Genomic DNA, 23,632 nt, shown 5'->3' with positions numbered 1-23,632 from the left:
TGGTTTTCGCTAGCTTGTTCAAACACCTTTGATCACTAGCATTAACTGCATACGGTCACGTACTTTGAGTTTGCTAAATATAGAGCTCATATGCTCTTTTACTGTACGCTCGGTAATATTTAATTTATTTGCTACTGCTTTGTTACTGGCACCGGTGACCACGATATCGACTACTTGGCGTTCGCGCTTTGTCAGTAGTGTTAGATCACAAGAGTGTTTATAGCTGATAGGTTGCTTTGATAATACCCCCACTAAGTTCGATAATAACTGCCCTGGCAACCAGATGCCGCCACTGATAACTGTTTCTGCAACTTGTTCAATAATCACTTGGTTTGCAAGTGCTTCAACATAACCACGAGCACCCACTTGTAGTGCAGCACAAAGCTCTGCCATGTTTAGCTCTTTAGTCATAACAATCACTGGAATACGTTTTTCACTGTGTTTTTTTACTATGCTAAGCCAGTCAGGACTGCTCGCTAAGATCCATAAAATTGTATCGGCGGTAATACTGTTAGGCTGTTGCTCGCGTATTTCACATTCAGGATAGGCTGCTTGCCAGTGGGGTGAAATAAACTTAGCTTCGGTGATAAAGACACTTTGGCGCATTATAGTTCCATATTAAAAATGTAAGAATAATATTAATTAACGCTCAGTCATTGCTAATGAGGTTGCTCGTAATACCGGTTTAAGCAAGTACTCCAACACGGTTTTTTTACCAGTAATAATATCTACCTGAGTTGTCATTCCTGGAATAATTGTTAGGTTTTCGGCAAAGTGGCTTTTGTCCGTTTTCAGCTGTACTAAATAAAAAGTGTTGTCTCGCTCATCAGTAATGGTGTCTGCGCTAATTTGTATAACTTCGGCGCTTAGTCCACCGTAGATAGCAAAGTCGTAGGCACTAAATTTGATCATCGCAGCTTGTCCCGGACGTAAAAAAGCAATGTCTTTCGGAGGGATTTTGGCCTCTACAATCAGTTGGTCATCCAGCGGTATTATTTCAAGTACATCACTACCTGGTTGTAAAATGCCACCGACGGTATTGACCATCAGGCGTTGCACAGTGCCATTAACCGGAGAGCGAATTTCAGTTTGGGTGACTTTATCTGCTAAACCAGATTCGGTTTCTTTGATTGCATCTAGGCGCAGCCGTGCTTCAGAAAGCTCATTATTCCAACGGTTTATCATAGATAATTCGACTTCGTTTACTTTATTCTTCGCTTCATTAATAGCTGAAAGGCTACGATTAATAACTGCCTTAGTGCGATTTATCTCACCATTTAAATCAACAGCTTGGCGTTCTAAACGAATAATATCGATATCAGATACTGCGCCTGAGCGCAGTAATGGGCGGGTTACTTGTAGTTCGCGGTTTATTAATCGTAAGGCATTGCTATGCTGTTGCAGGGCTGCTTGTGCTTCGATATGATCTTGACGGCGTTGTTCTAATTGGCGTTTATGAATTGCGACTTGTTGTTCAAGCTCTTGGTTATTACTGGTGTAAAGTGCTTGTTCGTGCATCACGACTCCCGGCGCATCAGCAGTGAGTTTAGTATCAAAAATTAACGGTTGTTTTTTAGTCTGAGCTTCAAGACGCGCTACTTTGGCACTGAGTGACAACACTTTTGACTGGTTTTCTCTAAAGTTCGAAATATATCTGGTAGGGTCTATTTTTATTAATACATCGCCAGCATTGACGATTTGCCCTTCGCGGACATTAATTTGCTCTACCATGCCGCCATCGTAGGATTGGATCAGTTGCAATTTATTTGATGGGATCACTCGGCCTTCACCACGAGCAACTTCATCTAGGTTTGCAAATGCAGACCAAACAACCAGCAACACCATACTTAAACAAATTAAATATAGCAGAAACTTGGCACTGGCTGGTTGCTGTTGCATTTTTTCCCATTGTGCATCGACCACCCAATCTTGGCTATTAGGTGGGGATAACCAGCCTTTAAATAAGTTATTAAATATTGATGGCTTTTGTCCTTTACTAGTCTCAATGGCACGACCGACAGATTCAAAAGAGCGTTGCTCTATAGTGATTTTATTTTTACTCATGAGGCACGCTCTACGGCTTGATTATTGAGAGACGCGATAACGTTGGCTTTTGCACCGTCGGCGATAATTTTGCCATTATCAATTACGATAATACGATCGACTAACTCAAGTAATGAGGTTCTGTGAGTAACAACAAGTAAGGTTTTATCTTGGCTGTGTTGTTTTAAATTGGCGATGATTTTGGCTTCGCTATTATGATCCAGTGCTGAGGTTGGTTCATCGAGAATGAGTATGGGTGGATCATTGATCAATGCTCGAGCCATTCCCACAGCTTGGCGTTGTCCACCAGAAAGTAAGCGACCTTGTTCGCCAACTTGTAGGTCAAAGCCATCAGGATGAGAGTTTATAAGATCGAATAATTGGCTACGCTCGCAAGCACTAATAATTTGTTCATCTTTGGCGTGCCATGCACTTAAGGTGATGTTGTCTTTGAGGGTGCCAAAAAATAGTGAGATAGTTTGTGGAACATAACCAATGTTATGGCGTAATTCTGCGGGATCTATTTGGTGAATATCGGTGTTATCAATTAAAATTGATCCTGAATTTGGCTCATGCAGCCCTAGGATTAACTTCTCTAGCGTGCTTTTTCCTGAGCCATTACGTCCTAGGATAGCCACTTTTTCACCGGCTTTGATTTTAAATGATACACCTGATAATGCTTCGTTACTGTCATCAGCATATTTAAAGTGCACATCATGAAACTCTATATCACCACGTAAAACGGGGTGACTTAACCAATGCTTTCCTGCAGGACGCTCAATTTCTTTTTCCATTATTTCATTGAGTGAATGCATGGCAATAGCGGCATGGTGAAATTGTGCTAACACAGCGGCAGATTGACCGATTGGCCCCATAGTGCGTGAAGATAATAAATAGGCGGCGATCAAGCCTCCTTGGGTTAAATCACCAGCAATAACTAAGTGCACCCCAATAATCATAATTATCACGCCAACACATTGTTGTAGCCAAGTGGCTGAGTTAGCAATTGAACCGGAGATCAGCCGGCTCTGTGCATTAACCCGAGCAATATAAATGGTTGATTTTTCCCATGCAGCCTGGGTTTTACATTCACTATGAAAGCTTTTAACGTCCTCGATATTGGTGAGACTCTCTACTAAAATAGCATTACGCATTGAACTGGCTTTCATTGTTTGCTCTGATAGCGCTTCTAATTTACGGTGGGCGGCTAAGGCATAGCATAGTAGCAACAGTGCTCCGACAATGATCGGGATACTAAGCTGTACGCCAATGATAGCAATCACGGTGAGGTATAAAAGTACAAAGGGTAAATCAACCAAAGCGATAAGCGTGATTGAGCTGAAAAATCCTCGTACAGCTTCAAATGACTGGATATTGCTGGCAAATGAGCCCGCCGATGTAGGGCGGTTTTTTAACTGCATACCCAGTACTCGCTCCATAATAACTGCGGAGACTTTTACGTCGATACGACTTGCTGCTAGTTCGACAAAATAGCTGCGTACTAACCTTAAAATGAAGTCGGCGGTCAGCGCGATTAATACGCCAATGGCTAATACCCATAGTGTTTCAACAGCTTGATTTGGTACCACTCGATCATACACGTTCATAACAAATAATGGCATCGCAATTGAAAGTACGCCTAGTGCAATGGCTGAAATAATCACGTCTTTATACAAGGATCGACATTCTTTTATCACGCCCCAAAACCAGCCGTCTTTAGATAGTTTTTGCAGCACTGGCGAGCGGGCATCAAAGGTGAATTCAGGACGTGTATAAATAACAATATCAGTGGCATTTTTGCTCAGTTCTGTAATCTGTAAGGTTACTGCCGAATCGCTGAGTTCAGGGTAAATAACTTCTACGGTGTGTAATTGCGGATCCAGTGCAGTGATCACACAGGCTTGATTATTTTCTAGTAGTAAAATAGCGGGTAATAATGCCGTATTGATTTTAATAAGTTGTTTATTTACAACTTTAGTTTTAAAACCAATGCGTTTTGCAGCCCTTGAAAAACCAGAAGGAGTAAGATTACCTTGCTCAAGAGGAAGCCCATTTAGCAAGGTTTCGCGGGAAAATTCACGATCATGGTAGTGGCATAAAATTGCTAAGCAGTCGACTAAAATACCACCATGACCGATTTCATCATCTATTTCCATATAGCTTCCAATACCACTTTATATTGTTTAACTAGTTCAGATTAATAACTTGCCGCAACAAAGCTATTGCCAGTTTCTGTGTCTGTGATCACCGCTTCAATACGGCGGTTAGCGGCATTAGCTCGAACAGAGATCTCATTAATTCTTGGTTTATCTACTCCATAACCGAGTGACTTAACCCGTTTAGGGGCAACACCGTATTGCTGAATTAAAATTTCAGCCACGGAGAATGCTCGTTTTTCTGATAGTTTTTTATTGTAAAGAGCAGGCCCTTCGAGTGAAGCATGCCCTTGTATTTCAACATTTTTAGATGGGTGTGATTTTAAAAAATCAGCGAGGCGTGCGATTTCTTGCAAATACTCAGGGCGCACAACACTTGAATCAGCCACGAACGGAATACCGATCTCGACGTTATTAGTATTACTGTTGTATTTAGTGCAGCCTTTTTCATCTACCTCAGTCAAGGTTGGGGTCGAAGGGCAATCGTCTTGTTCGTTGGCAACACCGTCATTATCATCATCACTAAATGTACTGCTATTTAAGGTCGGTGCATTGAGATAACTGGGCATCGCAGTCATGCTCATATAGGCGTTATCTTGTTGGGCTTTTTTTTGCAAAAATGCTTGCCGATTGATTGTTGCTGCAACATCGTATTTAGGGCAGATAAACTCGGCATTATGGGCAATAGTATCATCTGTTAATTCAGTGATTTTCGGGAATTTGTCTGAGCTTACATTAAGTGTCGGAAGTAGTTTTCCCATTTCTGCTAGCATCGCTAATATGGCACTTTGACGTTCATAAAGTGCTGCTGTATAGGAACGGTTTGACTGGAATGACTCGTTTTCTGCATCCAACACATCTAATAACGTGCGTTGACCAATATCAAATTGATCTTTATAGGCAACTTTTACTTTGTCTGATGAGCGGCGATGCTGGTCAAGGGCTGGTAATTTACTTTCAAGTACTTTGACATTGTTATAAGCAACTTGCAGATTTTGACGAATTTCGATACAGGATTGATCTCGCTGGTATTTTGCAATATTAACTTCTTGATAAGCTTGTTCTAAATTAGCGCTATCGAGGCCCCCGTTATAGAGATTGTAACGTACATCAATCCCAACCCGGGCTTCGGTACGGGTTTGATTAAAACCAAGTTCATCGCGATCTTGGGAGCCATATCGGGCGGATAAATCAACCTTTGGATGAAAGGCGGATTTCTGCGATTGGGCATTTGCTTGCTGCGCTTCAATATTGTAGAGCGATGCATAAAAATTTGGGCTGTTTTTATAGGCAATATCAAGAGCTTGATTAATCGAAATGGGGATGCTGTCTTCATTTAATTTTGCAGCCACGGTGCCTTGCTGAGGAAGTTCGCCGACTATGCGTAAGTAGCGTGCGCTAACATCATGGAGATTTGCGTATTCAGTCATTACATTTGATTGTGCAAGTGATAGGCGGCCGCTGATCTGTTCAAGATCGGCAGCTCTTGCAACTCCAGCACCAACACTTTGCTCAATTTGCTGATAAACCGATTCATGCTCTTGAAGATTTTTTTGTGCCAGCTCAACTAACGTGGTGAACTTCTGTACATCAAGGTAGGCAACGCTTGCTTGCAGGGCGGTTTGCTCTGCTTGGGAGAGCATTTCAAAATAGCGAATGAGCTGAATTCGCTCAAAGCGTTTAACTGTATTAGATGTTTGGAAACCATCATAGAGCATTTGTCGTAATGTTAACTCTGCCGTATTTCGATTGTATTCATCTTCTACGCCGTAGTTGCGCTTTTCATAGCCGGCACTGACTGATGCGTCTAGGGTCGGTAAATACCCAGATTGTGCTGCGTCAATGCCATAAACAGATGCTTTAAAAGCATGCCAAGCTTGCTGAACTTCTGGGTTGCTCGCAATCGCTTTGTCGGCTACATAAGTTAAAGGCATGATCGAAGTTTGTTCTGCATAAAGATTGGGGGTAAATCCATTTGCAGCTAAAACCAAACCAATTAGAGTTGTAAATCTAGTACCGGTAAAGTTAGTTTTCTTAGCCATTTCGTCCTCTTAGATCCAAATTTATGGGCAATTAAATTTAGTTTTAGACAACGAAATCAATTTGTGCAAATAGAACTTTGATAAAGTACAAAAATTAATTTCTACCAGTTTTTTAATCTTTTAATACTATTTTAAAAATTAAAAACCTGTACTTTAGTCCAGTATCCTTTTGGCTGTGATGTCCTAAATTTGAGTAATACAAAGGTATAACTCTTGATTAAAGGCAGCAAAATGGACGCAAATCAATTACTGATCATAGACATTCAAGGCTCAGCTGGGATTGTTTTAGAAGATGGTTCAATTCGGGCATTATCGTTGGGGGACGCGCTGACGGTTGGTGATGTTATTATCACTGCTGAGAACTCCTCGGTTATGATCGATATCAAAGGTATGTCTCTGTCTATTCCTGCCAATCAACGGGTAAGAATCACCCCCGACCTTGTTGCCAAAACGACCCGCGATAGCTCAGAAACAACAATTTTTGATGATAGTATTGATGATGCCATTGCTAGCTTAAACCAACCGAATACTGCAGATGAGGCATCCTCCTCTCCTTTAAGTGAAGATGTCAGTGATTTTTTGAGTGCCCTTGAAAGTGGTGGTGATTTACTGGATACATTAGAAGCCACTGCCGCTGGTGGTAATGCTGCAACAGGTTCTGGTGGAGGTACTTCCTTTGTGGAACTTGCACGTATCGCTGAGGGTATTGATCCAAGTAGTTTATCTTTTGATGATAGTTTTACAGCTAACAATGATGGCATTTTTTCTCTTCGTGATACGACCGATGGGGTGGTGCCCGAAACCGCGTTAATTGGTAGTTTAGAGTTAAATGACATTGGCTTAATTAATAACCCGCAACCGATTATTTCAGGTACATCGACTAATTTAGTGGGTCAAACAGTATTAATTACAATCACCGATGCTTTGGGTAATGTACAAACGATTGATGTTGTTGTGCAACCTGATGGCACCTTCACTTCACCGGTATTAGAACCATTACCAGATGGCCCAATTGTTGTGGAAGTTACAGCAACTGGTCCTGATGGCAATCCAATTTCAGATAACATTGCTGCCGATATTGATACCACAGCACCGCTTGTGAGTATTGATACACTTGCTGATTCGACATCGCCAGTGGTAGTAATTACAGGCTTCGTAGTCGGGCTGGTGGCCGGTGATGATGTAACGCTTACGGTGACTGATAGCAGTGGGCAAGTGCAAACGTTTGTGACGCAAATTGATGAGCAAGGTAATTGGAGTGTTACCACCGCAGCTTTGGCTGAAGGTCCTTATGGTGTTCAAGCAAATGCGGTTGATGAAGCTGGTAACCAAGGTAATGCACAAACTACAGCCATTATAGATCTAACCGCGCCAGTAATTGTGATTGATGCAATTGCTGATACCAATGACGTGACTCCTACATTGACGGGGTCGGTAAATGGTGTAGCTACGGGTACGCTTGTATCAATAACCGTTGTAGCTAGTGACGGCGTTGCGCAAGCTTTAACTGCTTCGGTTACAGCTGATGGCAGTTGGTCTGTAGAGGTTGTTGATGCACTGGCTGAAGGTCAATTTACAGTGACAGCCAGCGTCGCTGATAGCGCTGGTAATCAAGCCGAAGATAGTGCAGCTGGTGTAGTAGATTTAACCAGTCCAGTCATCTCGATTGATCAATTGAACGATAGCAATGACACAACACCATTAATATCAGGCTCAGTATTAGATGTGCCGCCAGGTACAACAGTGACTCTGTTAGTTACAGGCAGTGATGGGCAACAGCAAACGCTGACGGCTACAACCGACGGCAATGGCAATTGGCAAGTTGACGTTATTAATGCATTGGTGGAGGGCGATTATACAGTACAAGCCACCGTTTCGGATCCAGCTGGTAATAGCAGCTCAGCGTCGGCAGTGGGTACTATAGATTTAACTGCCCCACTGATCAATATCGATCCATTAGTAGATAGTAATGATCAACAACCGACGATTTCAGGTATTACCCAAGGGTTGGCTGCCGGAAGCCAAGTAACAGTCACCATTGTAGATAGTAACGGTCAGCAACAAACGGTTATCACACAAATAAATGCCAGTGGAGTTTGGAGCATAGCAGTGGCCAGTGCTTTAGCCGAAGGGCCATATACGGTGACAGCCACAACGCAAGATACAGCAGGAAACACAGCCCAAGATACCGAAACAGGGCTAATTGATTTGACTGCTCCGACCATCAGTATTGACTCATTTGCTGATTCTAATGATGTGACTCCGATTATCTCAGGTGTAGTCTCGGGTGTTGAAGCAGGTACTTTAGTTACTGTGATTTTGGTTGATAGTGCAGGCACAGTGCAAACTGTAACCACTACAGTGAATGCTGATGGTAGTTGGCAAGTTGGCACTAACCAAGCAATTTCCGAAGGTGAGTTTTCTATTACTGCGTCAGTAACAGATACCGCGGGTAATCAAGCAACTGATGTTGCGCAAGGCCTAATTGATCTTACTGCACCGACTATTAATTTAGAGCCATTGGCAAATACGGCTGATGATACGCCGGTTATTTCGGGTCAAGTCAGCGGTGTGGCAGTTGGTACTATGGTTACTATTGTTGTAACCGATGCAAATGGTGTGCAACAAACATTAATGACCAGCGTGCTTGCCGATGGAGGTTTTGCTATCGAAGTTGACAGCGCACTCGCGCAAGGGAGCTATAGCGTTACTGCATCAGTGACAGATAATGCTGGCAATCAAGCTTCAGATACGCAAACCGGTCTTATTGATTCGAGTTTACTATCAGTGACAATAGATGTGATTGGAGAAACAAACGACACGACTCCAAGCATTTCAGGAACTAGTCTTAATGCTGTTGCAGGTGATACTGTCAGTGTGTTGATAACTGGTTTTGATGGTCAAACGCAATTATTAACGACACAAGTAGACAATAATGGTGATTGGAGTGTTACACCAACAATTGCATTAGTTGAGGGTGGATTTAGCGTTAATGCCACATTAACAGACAGCTTAGGCAATATCGTGTCTGATAATGCAACGGGTATAATTGACACTACCGCTCCCATATTAACGATTGATAATTTAGATACAGTTAGCGATAGTACGCCGATCATTAGTGGTCAAACTGATGAACCAGCGGGCAGTGTTGTGAGCTTAGTTGTTACCGATGGTGTAAATTCACAAAACTTAACCGCGATAGTAAATACCGATGGCAGTTGGTCAGTAGAAGTACCTATTGCATTACAAAACGGCGCCATTAATGTCGATGCGAGCATAACGGATACTGCAGGTAATCAAGCAACGGCCTCTGATACCTTTATTTTAAATGGTAACGCACCAAGTATTAGTATCGATACGGTTGCTGATGGCAATGATGTAACACCAACCATTAGTGGTACGTCTGATGCCCCTGACGGTACACTTATCACCGTGGTAATTACTGATAGTAATAATAATAGCCAAACTCTGAACACAACCGTCATAGCAGGTGTGTGGAGTGTAGATGCACAAGATGCGCTTGCCGAAGGTGAATTTACGGTTAATGCAAGTATCACTGTAAATGGCTTAACAAGTGATGCTCAGGCAACGGGGATCATTGACACACTTGCACCGACTTTTGATATTGATCCGTTGTCTGTAACCAACGACACCACGCCAACCATCACTGGTAGCAGTGATGAAATTGGTGGACTTGTAAGCATCACTGTGACAGATGCGAACGGTGCGGTGCAAACTTTAACTGCGACGGTACTGGCAGATGGTACGTGGTCGGTAGATATACCGACACCACTTGCAGAGGGCGCATTCCAAGTGGATGCCAGCGTGACCGATGTGGCAGGTAATACCGCCAGCGACACTGAAAACGGTGGAGTAATTGACACCCAAGCGCCTACTTTTGATATTGATCCGCTTGCTGCAACGAACGACAGCACGCCCACCATCACCGGGAGCAGTGATGAAATTGGCGGCATCGTCAGTGTCATCGTCACTGATGCGACGGGGGCAGTACAAACCTTAATCGCGACAGTACTTGCAGATGGTACGTGGTCGGTGGATATACCGACCCCACTTGCAGAGGGCGCATTCCAAGTGGATGGCAGCGTCACTGATGCGGCAGGTAATACCGCGTCTGATACTGAAAACGGCGGAGTAATTGACACTCAAGCGCCTACTTTTGATATTGATCCGTTATCTGATAGCAACGACACCACGCCAACGATTACTGGTAGCAGTGATGAAATCGGTGGCATCGTCAGTGTCATCGTCACTGATGCGACGGGGGCAGTACAAACTTTAACCGCGACGGTACTGGCAGATGGTACGTGGTCGGTAGATATACCGACGCCACTTGCAGAGGGCGCATTCCAAGTGGATGCCAGCGTGACCGATGTGGCAGGTAATACCGCCAGCGACACTGAAAACGGCGGGGTGATTGACACCCTTGCGCCGACTTTTGATATTGATCCACTTGCTGCAACGAACGATACCACGCCAACCATCACTGGTAGCAGTGATGAAATTGGTGGTCTCGTCAGTGTCATCGTCACTGATGCGACGGGGGCAGTACAAACCTTAATCGCGACGGTACTGGCAGATGGTACGTGGTCGGTGGATATACCGACGCCGCTTGCAGAGGGCGCATTCCAAGTGGATGCCAGCGTCACTGATGCGGCAGGTAATACCGCCAGCGACACTGAAAACGGCGGAGTAATTGACACTCAAGCGCCTACTTTTGATATTGATCCACTTGCTGCAACGAACGACAGCACGCCCACCATCACCGGTAGCAGTGATGAAATTGGTGGCATCGTCAGCGTGATTGTCACTGATGCAAACGGTGCGGTGCAAACTTTAACTGCGACGGTACTGGCAGATGGTACGTGGTCGGTAGATATACCGAACCCACTTGCAGAGGGCGCATTCCAAGTGGATGCTAGTGTCACCGATGCCGCCGGCAATACCGCCAGTGACACAGAAAATGGTGGGGTGATCGATACTCTTGCACCGACGGTTGATATCAACCCGTTGGCTGATAGCAACGACAGCACGCCTACCATCACTGGCAGCAGTGATGAAATAGGTGGGTTGGTGAGCATTACAGTCACCGATGCCAATGGTGATATACAAACCTTAACGGCGACAGTACTTGCAGATGGCAGTTGGTCGGTGGATGTACCGACCCCGCTTGCAGAAGGTGCATTTGTTGTTGATGCCAGCGTCACCGATGCCGCCGGCAATACCGCTAGCGACACAGAAAATGGCGGAGTGATCGATACTCTTGCGCCAACCTTTGATATTGATCCACTTGCTGCAACGAACGACAGCACGCCCACCATCACCGGTAGCAGTGATGAAATTGGCGGCATCGTCAGTGTCATCGTCACTGATGCGACGGGGGCAGTACAAACCTTAATCGCGACAGTGCTTGCAGATGGTACGTGGTCGGTGGATGTACCGACTCCACTTGCAGAGGGCACATTCCAAGTGGATGGCAGTGTCACTGATGCGGCGGGCAATACCGCCAGTGACACTGAAAACGGCGGAGTAATTGACACTCAAGCGCCTACTTTTGATATTGATCCACTTGCTGCAACGAACGATACCACGCCAACCATCACCGGTAGCAGTGATGAAATCGGTGGCATCGTCAGTGTCATCGTCACTGATGCAAACGGTGCGGTGCAAACTTTAACTGCGACGGTACTGGCAGATGGTACGTGGTCAGTGGATATACCGACGCCGCTTGCAGAGGGCGCATTCCAAGTGGATGCCAGCGTCACTGATGCGGCAGGTAATACCGCGTCTGATACTGAAAACGGCGGAGTAATTGACACCCAAGCGCCTACTTTTGATATTGTTCCACTTGCTGCAACGAACGATGCCACGCCAACGATTACTGGTAGCAGTGATGAAATTGGTGGACTCGTCAGCGTGATTGTCACTGATGCCACTGGCGCAGTACAAACCTTAACCGCGACGGTATTAGCTGATGGCACTTGGTCGGTGGATGTACCGACGCCGCTGGCAGAGGGCGCATTCCAAGTGGATGCCAGCGTCACTGATACGGCGGGCAATACCGCCAGTGACACTGAAAACGGCGGGGTGATCGACACCCAAGCGCCAAGCTTTGATATTGATCCGCTTGCTGCAACGAGCGATAGCACGCCTACCATTACTGGTAGCAGTGATGAAATTGGTGGACTGGTAAGTATCACTGTGACAGATGCTAACGGCACGGTGCAAACTTTAACTGCGACGGTACTGGCTGATGGTACGTGGTCGGTGGATGTACCGATCCCACTTGCAGAAGGCGCATTCCAAGTGGATGCTAGTGTCACCGATGCCGCCGGCAATACCGCCAGTGACACAGAAAATGGTGGGGTGATAGACACAACAGCGCCGATTGTCACTATCGATGCACCGGCATTGACCAACGACAATACGCCGCTGGTCACAGGGACATCGGATCTAGCTAATAGTGACATTGCCATTACCTTTACGGGTGCCAATGGCAGCCATACGGTGACAGTACAAACAGATGCCAGTGGTAATTGGAGTGCAGAAGCCACGCAGCCGCTTATTGATGGTGCGTACACGGTTACCGCCAGTCTCACCGATGCCGCAGGCAATACCGGCAGCGCCAGTGATAATGGCGTGGTGGATACAATCCCACCAGAGCTTGCATTTACGCCTACCTTCCTATTAGGGCAGTTAGTATCGCTTAGTGGTACCTCAGATTTACCAGCAGGAAGTACTGTTACTGTTACTCAAAATCTACTCGGTGGTGGGGTGATAAACTACACCGCGACCACCGACGCAGCAGGTAATTGGTCATTAGTTGGGTTGAGTATTCCGCTGCTAACACTTAGTTCGATCACCGCCAGTGCCAGTGATGAAGCAGGTAATGTGCGCACGATCACTTCGACTGATTTTGATGGTACGCCACCGACGCTCACAGTGAGCGTTGATACACTAAGCAATGACAACACCCCAGCCATTAGTGGGACCACTGATGCGGGTCAAGGGGCTGCAGTGACGGTGGTTGTTACCGATAAAGATGGCAACAGCGAAACCCTCAGCGCCACCGTGGATGCCAATGGTGATTGGGTAATTAGCCCGACAACCCCACTGCCTGATGGTGCGTTTAGTGTTGAGGTCAGTGTTCGCGACAGTGTGGGCAATGAAACCACCGACTCAATTAGTGGTGTGATTGACACCACCGCGCCGAGTCTCACGGTACAAGGTGTCGGTGCTGGCAGTGACGTCACCCCGGTATTCAGTGGCACCAGCAATGAAATCGGTGGCACAGTGACCTTAGTGGTCACCGATGCCAACGGAGTTGAACAAACCCTGAGCGCGACAGTACAAAGCAATGGTCAATGGTCAGTCGAAGTACCGAACGGCCTGAGCGAGGGCGATTACACCGTCGATGCCGTCATTACCGATGCGGCGGGAAATGATACTCAAGTGGCCTTAACAGGCAATATTGATACCTCAGTGCCTGTTGTTATGGTTAATGATAATGGCCTTGGTAACAATGCGACACCAACGATTACGGGTACCTCAACCGAGCCTGCGGGCACCGTTGTTAGCATCAGTATCGTGGATGTCAATGGCGATAGTTATGGATTAAGTGCCACCGTCCTCGCTGATGGTTCATGGCAAGTAACAGCACCAAGCTTACCGGATGGCAGTTATACAGTAACCGCCAGTATTACCGATGCGGCAGGTAATACCGGCAGTGACACCGGCACTGGCAGTGTGGATACCTTAGATCCGTTGATCAGCATTAATAACTTGGGTGCAATTAATGATGACACGCCAACACTCAGTGGCACCTCATCAGAGCCACAAGGAACAGTGATTAGTCTAACAGTCACAGACAGCGGTGGAATAATTACCACACTCAGTGCAACGGTTGATGCCAATGGTGAGTGGGCGGTCACCTCGCCAGTCCTCGGCGATGATGATTACACGGTGGTTGCGAGTGTCAGTGATGCAGCGGGCAACAGCAACAGTGCTACCGATACCTTTACACTTAACACCTTAGCGCCGAGTATTACCATCAACGCGATAGGTGAAACCAACGACACTACACCGACCATTAACGGCAGCAGTGATGCGCCAGATGGCAGTGTTGTCACGGTAGTGATAAATGATGGAATAAACCCCGCAGAGACAGTTCAAACCACCGTAACTGGCGGCACATGGAGTGTCACGGCCAGCAGTGACTTAGCTGAAGGTGACTTTAGTGTTATCGCCACCGTTGAAGATGGCGTGGGTAATCAAGGCACCGCCAGCGTCAATGGGATCATTGATACCACCATGCCGGATATCAGTATTAATCCGCCAGCCGACAGTAACGATACCACGCCTACCATCAGTGGCACCGCCAGTGCGCCACAGGGCAGCATAGTTACGCTGGTGTTTAATGATGCCGCGGGTAATTCACACACAGTCACTACGCAAATGACACCATCAGGCACATGGTCAGTGCCGGCGCTGGATGCATTAGCAGAAGGCACTTATACGGTTACTGCAAGTGTATCAGATCAAGCGGGAAACCCAGCCAGCGCGAGTGTGACCGGGTTAATTGATGTCACCGCGCCGATCATTAGCGTGAATGCGCTGGCAGATAGCAGTGATGTTACTCCGCTCATCAGTGGTCAAAGCAGTGGGGTGCCAGCGGGTACGCAAGTGAGCGTTACAATCATCGCGGCCAATGGCGCAGTACAAAGTGCGACAGCAACAACGGATGGCGCAGGAAATTGGTCCGTGGAGGCCAGTAATGCGATTATCGAAGGCGAGTACACAGTCAATGTCAGTGTGACAGACTCCGCAGGCAATACCGGCACCGATAGCGAAACTGGGGTGATAGATACAACCGCGCCAAGCGTCACTATAGATGCACCCGCATTGACGAACGACAATACGCCAGTGGTGACAGGCACATCGGATCTAGCCAGCAGTGATATTGCGATTACCTTTACGGATGCTAACGGCAGCCATACAGTAACGGTGCAAACCAATGCCAGTGGTAATTGGAGTGCCGAGGCCACGCAACCGCTGGTTGATGGTGCATACACAGTGACTGCCAGTATCACCGACGACGCAGGCAATACAGCCAGCGCCAGTGACATCGGCGTGGTGGATACAATTCCACCAGAGCTTGCGTTTGTGCCCACCTTCCTATTAGGACAGTTAGTGTCTCTCAGCGGTACCTCCGATTTACCTGCTGGTAGTACTATCACCATCACTGAAAATCTCATTGGTGGCGGTATAGGCGCAACCTATACCACTACAACTGACGCGAATGGCGACTGGACGCTTGTGGGCTTAACCATTCCACTGCTAACAGTGGCCTCTGTGACTGCCAGTGCCAGTGATGAAGCAGGTAATGTGCGCACGATCACTTCGACTGATTTTGATGGCACACCACCGACGCTCACGGTGAGCGTCGATACATTGAGCAATGACAACACCCCAGCCATTAGTGGGACCACTGATGCGGGTCAAGGGACTGCAGTGACGGTGGTTGTTACTGATAAAGATGGCAACACGCAAACACTCACGGCCACCGTGGATGCCAATGGTGATTGGGTAATTAGCCCGACAACCCCGCTGCCTGATGGTGCGTTTAGTGTTGATGTCAGTGTCCTTGATGGTGTTGGCAACGAAACCACCGACTCAATTAGTGGTGTGATTGATACCACCGCGCCGAGTCTTACAGTGCAAGGCGTGGGTGATGGCAGTGACGTCACCCCGGTATTCAGTGGCACCAGCAATGAAATCGGTGGCACAGTGACCTTAGTGGTCACCGATGCTAACGGGGTTGAACAAACCCTGAGCGCGACAGTACAAAGCAATGGTCAATGGTCAGTCGAAGTACCGAACGGCCTGAGCGAGGGCGATTACACCGTCGATGCCGTCATTACCGATGCGGCGGGAAATGATACTCAAGTGGCCTTAACAGGCAATATTGATACCTCAGTGCCTGTTGTTATGGTTAATGATAATGGCCTTGGAAACAATGCGACACCAACGATTACGGGTACCTCAACCGAGCCTACGGGCACCGTTGTCAACATCAGTATCGTGGATGTCAATGGCGATAGTTATGGATTAAGTGCCACCGTCCTCGCTGATGGTTCATGGCAAGTAACAGCACCAAGCTTACCGGATGGCAGTTATACAGTGACCGCCAGTATTACCGATGCGGCAGGTAATACCGGCAGTGACACCGGCACTGGCAGTGTGGATACCTTAGATCCGTTGATCAGCATTAATAACTTGGGTGCAATTAATGATGACACGCCAACACTCAGTGGCACCTCATCAGAGCCACAAGGGACAGTGATTAGTCTAACAGTCACAGACAGCGGTGGAATAATTACCACACTCAGTGCCACAGTTGATGCCAATGGTGAGTGGGCGGTCACCTCGCCAGTCCTCGGCGATGATGATTACACGGTGGTTACGAGTGTCAGTGATGCAGCGGGCAACAGCAACAGTGCCACTGATACCTTTACACTTAACACCTTAGCCCCGAGTATTACCATCAACGCGATAGGTGAAACCAACGACACCACCCCGACAATCAACGGTACCAGTAGTGCTGCGGATGGCAGTGTGGTTACTGTGGTGATCAATGATGGTATAAATCCTGCGGAGACAGTGCAAACCACGGTCAATGGCGGCACTTGGAGCGTCACGGCAACGAGTGCGCTCGCTGAAGGTGACTTTACGGTGACTGCGAGCGTTGAAGATGGCGCAGGCAATCAAGGCACCGCCAGCGTCACTGGGATCATTGATACCACCATGCCGGATATCAGTATTAATCCGCCAGCCGATAGTAACGATACCACGCCTACCATCAGTGGCACCGCCAGTGCGCCACAGGGCAGTATTGTGACGCTGGTGTTTAATGATGCCGCGGGTAATTCACACACAGTCACTACGCAAATGACACCATCAGGCACATGGTCAGTGCCGGCGCTGGATGCATTAGCAGAAGGCACTTATACGGTTACTGCAAGTGTATCAGATCAAGCGGGGAACCCAGCCAGTGCGAGTGTGACCGGGTTAATTGATGTCACCGCGCCGGTCATTAGCGTGAATGCGCTGGCAGATAGCAGTGATGTTACTCCGCTCATCAGTGGTCAAAGCAGTGGCGTGCCAGCGGGTACGCAAGTGAACGTTACAATCATCGCGGCCAATGGCGCAGTACAAAGCGCGACAGCAACAACGGATGGCGCAGGCAATTGGTCCGTGGAGGCCAGTAATGCGATTATCGAAGGCGAGTACACAGTCAATGTCAGTGTGACAGACTCCGCAGGCAATACCGGCACCGATAGCGAAACTGGGGTGATAGATACAACCGCGCCAAGCGTTACCATTGATGCACCCGCATTGACGAATGATAATACGCCAGTGGTGACAGGCACATCGGATCTAGCCAGCAGTGACATTGCGATTACCTTTACGGATGCTAACGGCAGCCATACCGTGACAGTGCAAACTAATGCCAGTGGTAATTGGAGCGCTGAGGCCACGCAACCGCTGGTTGATGGTGCATACACAGTGACTGCCAGTATCACCGATGCCGCAGGTAATACCGGCAACGCCAGTGACAATGGCGTGGTGGATACCATCGCCCCAGAACTGAGAATTATACCTTCCTTCTTACTTGGCAATTTAGTATCGCTATCAGGTGATTCAGACTTACCAGCGGGAAGCACCATCACTATCACGGAACATTTAGTGGGAGGGTTAATTGGTGCAAGTTATACGGCAACTACAGATGCTGATGGTAATTGGCAATTACTTAACTTAACGGTGCCATTACTTAACCTTGCCTATATTACTGCCAGCGCAACTGATGCAGCAGGAAATATCAGTACGGTCAGCACACTCGATTTTGATAACGTAGCACCTGATTTAACTGTCAGTGTTGACGCGTTGAGCAACGACACAACGCCAGTTATTTCAGGTGATACGGATATGGGTCAAGGCACTGTGATTAATTTGACCGTGGTTGATAGTGATAATGTCAGCCAAACATTTACCGCAGTGGTACAGGCTGATCAAACCTGGTCAGTATCTGTGCCGCAAGCTATTGCACAGGGAACCTATACCGTTACTGCCTCTGTGCGCGATGGGGTTGGTAATTTGACTACTGAGCAAACGACTGGAGTGATTGATAGTGTGGCGCCAAGTTTATTTATCGATAATTTAGCGCCAACAGCAAATACTGCCCCAACAATAACTGGCAGCAGTAATGAAATAGGCGGAGATGTATCGGTCACAATTGCAGGACAAACGTTGCAAGCGACAGTGGCAAGTGATGGCACTTGGCAAGTAACGCTACCAAGTGCATTGACTGATGGTGATTACACGGTTGATGTAACGATCACCGATGATGCAGGTAATCAACAAACGGCATCTGCGACACTGACTATAGATAGCACGACACCAGTGCTTACAATCACAGCCCTTGAAGTGGGCAACGATGCGACGCCAACAATTTCTGGTACATCAACAGAGCCGCAGGGAACTGAAGTGGCTATCGTGTTGGTTGATGCAAACGGTGACACTCAGCAATTTACTGCACTAGTGCAAGCCGATGGCAGTTATTCAGCAACTCCAACCGCTGATATTGCTGATGGTGACTACATTGTTACGGCTACTATTACTGATGCCGCTAACAATATAGGCACAGTTCAAGGTAATGGCACGGTTGATACATTAGATCCTAGTTTAACCTTGAACGGACTAGGCACATTTAATGATAGTACACCGATGATTTCAGGGAGTAGTGATGAAATAGGCGCCACGGTAACAGTGAATGTCAATGATGACTCAAACAGTTATCAACTAACTGCTGTTGTACAAGCAGATGGCAGATGGTCAGTTCAAGTTATTGATGCATTAAACGATGGCGCAATTACTATTACGGCTAATGTGAGTGACACTGCTGGCAATCAAGCATCGGCTTCAAGTAACGCAACATTGGATACTAATGCGCCGACTATCTCGATTGCGAGTTTACAAGCAACGATGGATACAACACCAACCATCTCTGGTACCACCGATGCCAGAGATGGTACGAATGTAACGATTGAAATTATTGCCTCGGGCATTGTTGTGCAAACATTGACTACTCAAGCTTTGGCTGGGCAATGGACTATTGATGTCAGTAATGCACTTGTTGAAGGCAGCTATACAGTGAATGCAGTTGTCAGCGAGGACGGTTTAACTGGCTCGTCAAGTACTAGCCTAGCAATAGACTTAACCGCACCAACATTGGCTGTCAATTCGCCTAGTATTACAAATGATACAACACCATTAATTAGTGGCACATCAGACGCTGCGCAAGGCACTATAGTCGAATTATTGATCACTGATAGTACTGGCACAGAGCAATCTGCGCAGGCAACAGTTAAAGCAAATGGTACATGGTCTGTAGCGCTTGGAAGTGCGCTTGCAGAAGGACGTTATAGCATTGCTGCAACTATCACTGACATTGCTGGGAATAGCAATTTGGCTCAAACAACAGGTGAAATAGATTTAACTCCACCAACAGTGTTGATTGATCCATTAAGCAGCACCGCAGATAAAACCCCAATTGTTTCAGGGGGAGCTGTGGGGGCTGTTGCTGGCAACACCGTTGCTGTTACTTTTACTGACGCACAAGGGGCTAGTCATACCATCAATACAACACTCGCAGCAGATTTAACATGGCAAGTCGAAGCTTCCCAAGCACTTGCGGAAGGCGCTTACTCAGTCACTGCTGTGGTCACCGATACTGCGGGTAATGTAGGGCAACTAACCGCTAATGCTGTTATAGATAGTATTGACCCTGAGATCACAATTGATCAAAGTAGTTTGATATTAACACAAGACACAACGCCACTTATTAGTGGGACATCTGATGAAGCGAATGCCACTGTTGAGGTGACCTTTACTGACGCAAGTGGTACTGAACAGGTTGTAACAGTTACTACGGATGCTCAAGGTGATTGGCAAGCAGCTGCAAACACCGCGTTAGCTGAAGGTGTTTATTCCGTAAAAGCAACAATCACTGATATGGCGGGTAATCAAGGAGAAGACAGTAAAACGGGCGGTGAAGTCGATATTACACCACCTGCACTTACGATTGTCCCTTCTTTCCTTCTAGGCAGTTTGGTTTCCTTATCTGGCACATCAGATTTATCTGAAGGCAGTGTTGTTACCATTACAAACCATTTAGTGGGAGGCGCTGTTGGTTTACCTTACACTGCAACGGTTGATGCGAACGGTGATTGGAGCGTATTGAATTTATCGGTATCATTACTGACACTAGCTTACGTTGAAGCCTCGGCAACCGATGCGGCTGGCAATACCACGACTATTAGTACTTTGGATTTTGATAATACGGCGCCTGAACTAACGTTATCTACCCCTGCATTGACGATGGATAGCACCCCAACTATTAGCGGAACCACTGATTTAGGTGAGGGAGCGCAAGTAACATTGGTGGTAACTGGTCAAGGAGTTGCAACACAAACCTTTAGCGCGACAGTGCAAGCGAATGGCAGTTGGTCAGTTAATGTACCGCAAGACTTAGGTGATGGACAATATACGGTTCAAGCACGTGTGCGCGATGGAGTCGGCAACCTAACTGAGCAGACGGCCAGTGGTGTAATTGATACTACCGCGCCAACACTCACTATAAATCCTTTATCAATTACCAGTGATGCGACTCCAACAATTAGCGGTACAAGTAATGAGTTAGGAGCAACGGTAACCGTAACCATTGATGGCCAAACACTAACAACCTTAGTAAATGGATCTGGCCTATGGCAAGTCACTACAACGACTCTTACTGATGGCGATTATAATATTAATGCGACTGTGAGTGACAGTGCAGGTAATAGCGTCAATCAAACAGCGAACCTAAGTATAGATACAGAAGCACCGGAGTTAACTATAGCGCCATTATCATTATCTAATGATAGTACGCCAACCATTAGTGGTAATTCAAATGAGCCACAAGGTAGCACGGTTTCTATTACTGTGGTGGATGGTAATGGTGATACTCAAAATTTAATTGCTACTATAGATAGTAATGGTAATTGGCAAGCCACGGCAGCAGCTTTACCGGATGGCACATTCACAGCAACAGCGTCAGTGACCGATAGTGCGGCCCTGACTACAACAGCTTCAACAACGGCTATGATCGATACCAGTGCGCCAACTATTTCGGTTGATTCTATAGGGACTATAAATATAGCCACCCCTCAACTCAGTGGTTTAACTAATGAGCCTGCAGGTACGCAATTGAGCGTCACAGTTACCGATAATAATTCCAGTTATACTTATACGACGCAAGTACAAGCCGATGGCAGTTGGTCAATTAATGTTACAGATTCACTGGTTGACGGCACTATCACAGTCGCTGCAAGTATTACTGATTTAGCGGGTAATTCAACAACCTCAACGTCGGTAACTGGATTATTGAATACCAGTGCACCAAGCATTGCAATTGTTGCTCCTGCAGATACCAATGACACAACTCCCAATTTCAGTGGCAGTAGTGACGCTGTCGATGGCAGTGCAGTCGTTGTTACAGTGACGGATAGCGCGGCCCAGACACAAATTTATAATACAACAGTAGTCGATGGTTTGTGGATTGTCTTAGTTACTCAAGCTCTTAGCGAAGGTATTTATACTGTTACAGCGACAGTCACTGAAGCAGGGCTAACAGCAGATGCTAGTGTTAGCGGTTTAGTTGATATTACTGCACCGGTATTGACTATTAATGAGCCTGGTACTAGTGGCGATGCAACACCAGTAATATCGGGTAGCACTGATGCGGGAGTCGGTTCAATAGTTACCATAGTACTAGTTGATAGCTTAGGTACGACAGATACCGTTACTGCTATGGTACAACCTGGGGGAGTATGGAGTGTTGCATCAAATCAACCACTGGCTGAAGGGGGTGTCGCAATTACCGCCTCGGTTAATGACAGTGCAGGTAATCAAGGTAGCAATACCGCGACATTAACATTAGATTTAACGGGTCCTGTTATTGCTATTGATGTAATCAGTGACACAAATGATTTAACACCTCAGATCACCGGCACAGTAACTGGTGCACCTGGAAATAGCCAAGTTACTGTATTGTTTACTGATGCGGCAGGTAACACGCAAACGGTTACAACCACAACTGCGAGTAACGGTAATTGGTTAATTGAACCAAATACAGCACTTGCAGCGGGTAGTTATACTGTGGATGTGACCGTGCAGGATGAATACGGTAATGCCACCACGGTACAAGAATCAGGTGTTATTGACACGGTTGCTCCGACTATTGCCATTACGAGTGGGCTTATATTAACCAATGATGCGACACCTGAAATCAGCGGCACATCGAGTGAAGCAGGGCGCACAGTCACGCTGATATTTGATAATGGTATAGCGCAAACATCAGTAACAACTACTACGCAAGGCGATGGTAGTTGGAGTATTTCACCAAACGATATTCTGCTTGATGGCAGTTATACCGTCAGTGCAACGGTGTCAGATATTGCTGGGAATACCACTGCTACCTCTGCGATGACAGGTCTTGAGATAGATACTATCCCGCCATCACTTACGAACATAGATACAAATAGTATATTGTTAGGCCTAGTTGTGACAGGTTTTGATGGTGAAACTGATGCTGAAGATGGAGCTATTGTAAGGCTTGATAATGCGCTGGCACTCGGGATCACCTTATTAAGTGATGGTGGGGCTGTTGTAAATAATGGCACATGGAATATCGGCATTGTTGATGTAAATTTGGCCGATTTACTTGGCGCAGGCTTAAGCGATGCTCGCTTTAGCATTACAGATTCAATCGGTAATATAAGAGTGGTTGATATTAATGGTCAGGACCTTGAGATAAATGGAGTGGATGTTAGCTCTGCAGGTGTTGAACCTAGTGCTGAATTCAGTGGCAGTGATAATAGTACTGAATTATTATCATCAAACGATGATAGTATTGATTTAAGTAAAATTAGCAGTGTTGCTCCGGTATCTGAATTAACACCACAACTGAGTCAATTAACAGTTGCAGATCTTCTTGCAGAGAGTGAACAAAATAACTTGCTCGCACTCGACCCTGTGAGTGAGAGTAATAGTCTGGTGTTTACAGCACAGCAGAAAGCTACTGCGGAGCCTGCTCTTGATGTGCAAAATCAATCAGAGGAAATGATTAAGAAATTAATCGAAAGCGGCAATAATCAAATTGATAGTTAATTATTGTTAAGCAAAAGATATAAGGCGCGGGTTGTCCCGCGCTTAATCACTTTCGAGATAATTTTAAATAGGGAAAGAAAAATAAACAAAGGGAATTTTGTAAAACTA

At 46.5% G+C, this 23,632-nt stretch carries 5 protein-coding genes; 1 reads left to right on the top strand and 4 read right to left on the bottom strand.

Translation table 11 applies throughout. The features are described from left to right. Nucleotides 1–18 precede the first annotated feature (18 nt). From PSR9079_RS11210 to PSR9079_RS11195, 4 genes are read right to left on the bottom strand one after another with little or no spacing between them, the layout of a single operon-like run. Nucleotides 19–606, bottom strand: a complete 588-nt coding sequence (locus PSR9079_RS11210; protein WP_149981609.1) for a response regulator transcription factor — start codon at nt 604–606, stop codon at nt 19–21. Between the two features lie 36 nt (nt 607–642). After that, the gene (locus PSR9079_RS11205; RefSeq protein ID WP_149981606.1) at nt 643–2,064 is read right to left on the bottom strand and encodes an HlyD family type I secretion periplasmic adaptor subunit; all 1,422 of its coding nucleotides are present in this window, start codon (nt 2,062–2,064) and stop codon (nt 643–645) included. Continuing rightward, a complete protein-coding gene (locus PSR9079_RS11200; RefSeq protein WP_149981602.1) occupies nt 2,061–4,199 on the bottom strand; it encodes a type I secretion system permease/ATPase in 2,139 nt (712 codons plus the stop codon). The genes PSR9079_RS11205 and PSR9079_RS11200 overlap by 4 nt, the downstream gene beginning before the upstream one ends. Before the next feature lie 41 nt (nt 4,200–4,240). Next, nucleotides 4,241–6,241 carry a TolC family outer membrane protein gene (locus tag PSR9079_RS11195; protein WP_149981600.1) on the bottom strand — a complete coding sequence of 667 codons (2,001 nt, stop codon included), beginning with the start codon at nt 6,239–6,241 and terminating at the stop codon, nt 4,241–4,243. Nucleotides 6,242–6,472: 231 nt separating this feature from the next. On the opposite strand from PSR9079_RS11195, the gene PSR9079_RS11190 reads away from it, so the two are divergent. Beyond that, a complete protein-coding gene (locus PSR9079_RS11190) occupies nt 6,473–23,524 on the top strand; it encodes an Ig-like domain-containing protein (protein ID WP_149981598.1) in 17,052 nt (5,683 codons plus the stop codon). The last annotated feature ends 108 nt before the right edge of the window (nt 23,525–23,632 follow it).

Origin of the sequence: Pseudoalteromonas rhizosphaerae (genome assembly GCF_902498845.1) — a bacterium.
Taxonomy (GTDB): domain Bacteria; phylum Pseudomonadota; class Gammaproteobacteria; order Enterobacterales; family Alteromonadaceae; genus Pseudoalteromonas; species Pseudoalteromonas rhizosphaerae.
Note: the sequence above shows the minus strand (reverse complement) of the source record. Positions and strands in the feature narration are given on the sequence as shown.

Bases quoted from the DNA above. Each gene is read 5' to 3' on its own strand.
- PSR9079_RS11210 (WP_149981609.1), bottom strand. From the start codon at position 606: ATGCGCCAAAGTGTCTTTATCACCGAAGCTAAGTTTATTTCACCCCAC.
- PSR9079_RS11205 (WP_149981606.1), bottom strand. From the start codon at position 2,064: ATGAGTAAAAATAAAATCACTATAGAGCAACGCTCTTTTGAATCTGTC.
- PSR9079_RS11200 (WP_149981602.1), bottom strand. From the start codon at position 4,199: ATGGAAATAGATGATGAAATCGGTCATGGTGGTATTTTAGTCGACTGC.
- PSR9079_RS11195 (WP_149981600.1), bottom strand. From the start codon at position 6,241: ATGGCTAAGAAAACTAACTTTACCGGTACTAGATTTACAACTCTAATT.
- PSR9079_RS11190 (WP_149981598.1), top strand. From the start codon at position 6,473: ATGGACGCAAATCAATTACTGATCATAGACATTCAAGGCTCAGCTGGG.